Annotated in this window: 2 protein-coding genes; both read right to left on the reverse strand. The window is 62.9% G+C overall.

Annotation, left to right across the window (positions count from 1 at the left end; genetic code table 11):
• The coding region (locus tag RA26_RS21780; protein ID WP_039180099.1) for a Na/Pi symporter at positions 1-366 on the reverse strand (366 nt) is incomplete at its 3' end.
• 145 nt (positions 367-511) lie between these two features.
• A complete protein-coding gene (locus RA26_RS21785; RefSeq protein ID WP_241482715.1) occupies positions 512-1,303 on the reverse strand; it encodes a DeoR/GlpR family DNA-binding transcription regulator in 792 nt (263 codons plus the stop codon).
• Between the last annotated feature and the right edge of the window lie 270 nt (positions 1,304-1,573).

Raw genomic sequence — 1,573 nt, forward strand, 5'->3', positions numbered from 1 at the left:
GACGAACAGGTAGCCGCCCGCAGCCAGGAGCACCGGCACCAGCCAGTCGAGCTTGAACGACAGGATCTGGATGATCAGCGCCGAGCCGAGATCGCCGCCCAGCACGATCGCCAGCCCGGTGGGAAAGGCCAGATAACCGCTGGCGGCAAAGCCCGATGTGAGCAGCGCCACCGCCGCCGAGCTTTGCAGCACGATCGCCAGGACCAGCCCCATCAGCCCCGCCTGAAGGTGGCTTTGGCGCGCGGTCAGCAGCCGCTGGAACGAGGCCCCGTAACTGCGCTCAATCCCGGTCCGCACCATACGAACCGCATACAAGAGCAGCATCGTGGCTCCCGCAAGGCTGATCAGAAAGGTTAAAATGGCCATGTCAGTTTCCGCTCGAAGCCGTCTGCAGGAGCGCGACCGCTCCCTGCATGGCCTTAGTGCCGCCAGGCTCCGGCGGCAACTGCAATTCCTTCCGCTGCAACAGCGGGTGTGCCGCTTCGCGCGCGTCTCTTACCGGGTTTCCGGTTCAGTCTGACTTGCCGGACTGGGCGACTTCTGTCCGCACCCCCCAGCCGATTAAAACAGCAGACAGCTTCTTGCCGGGATCCTGATCGCTGAGCAAGACAGAGATCCTGCGAGGCTCCGGTCCGCAGTGGGGAGCCGTTTCCGCAAACTTCGGGTGCGCCATTACGACCGCAACCTTTTGGGCGCAGTCAGCGGCCACACGCGCCAGCTGAGCCTCATCTGCGCTGTGGTAAAGCACGCCTTGCTTGGCCGAAAGCGCGTCCGCAGACAGGATTGCCAGGTCAAGCGCGAACCTGCGCAGCTGCTGTTCGGCAACAAAACCGAAAGTTCCCCTTTCATTACTCTGCATTTCGCCACCCAGAAAATGCACCCGGTTGCCATTGTGATTTGCCAGGGTCTGCGCCGCGCCAATCGCGTTTGTGACCACAGTCAGATCCGACTTCTGCCGCAATTCCTCAGCAACAAAGGCTGTGGTGGAACCGACATCAAGGAACAGTGCCATCCCGTCGCGCACATAACTAGCCGCCAGTGCAGCAATCCGCGCCTTTTCCTTCTGGTTCTCAGAAATCCGACGCGCAAAACTTGTTGCGCTATGCGGACCGGCCAGAAACGCGCCGCCATGCACACGTTGCACGGCACCGGCCTTGTTCAGCGCCTTAATCGTGCGGCGAACGGTTTCTTCGGACACATCCAGCATCTTGGCCAGTTCGGCGCTGCGCGCAGATCCGCCCAGGCGGCGCAATGCGTCCACCAGCTCCATTTCGCGGTGGGACAGGGAAAGAGAGTCCGACAAGAGAGCGTTCCATTTTCTTTGGCCGTTTGCGTGCAATTAGGCACGGGCCGGCGGCACATGACAAGGCTTTACGGCACGCCCTGATGCGGCCCGGTTCTGCGCCGGCCTCTCCCGGCACAACCGCACGAGCAAGCAGAGCTGCTATGCCGCCAACTGCTCCCGACCCCTCTCCGGACTGCCAGTGGCGGACCCGAAAGCGTTGGGCGTGGCGCCGCGCAGGTGCACGGCGCCAGCAGGGCGGGGGAGCCTGACGGGCAACAGAAAACCGCC

Source organism: Leisingera sp. ANG-M7, from assembly GCF_000813965.1.
Lineage (GTDB): Bacteria > Pseudomonadota > Alphaproteobacteria > Rhodobacterales > Rhodobacteraceae > Leisingera.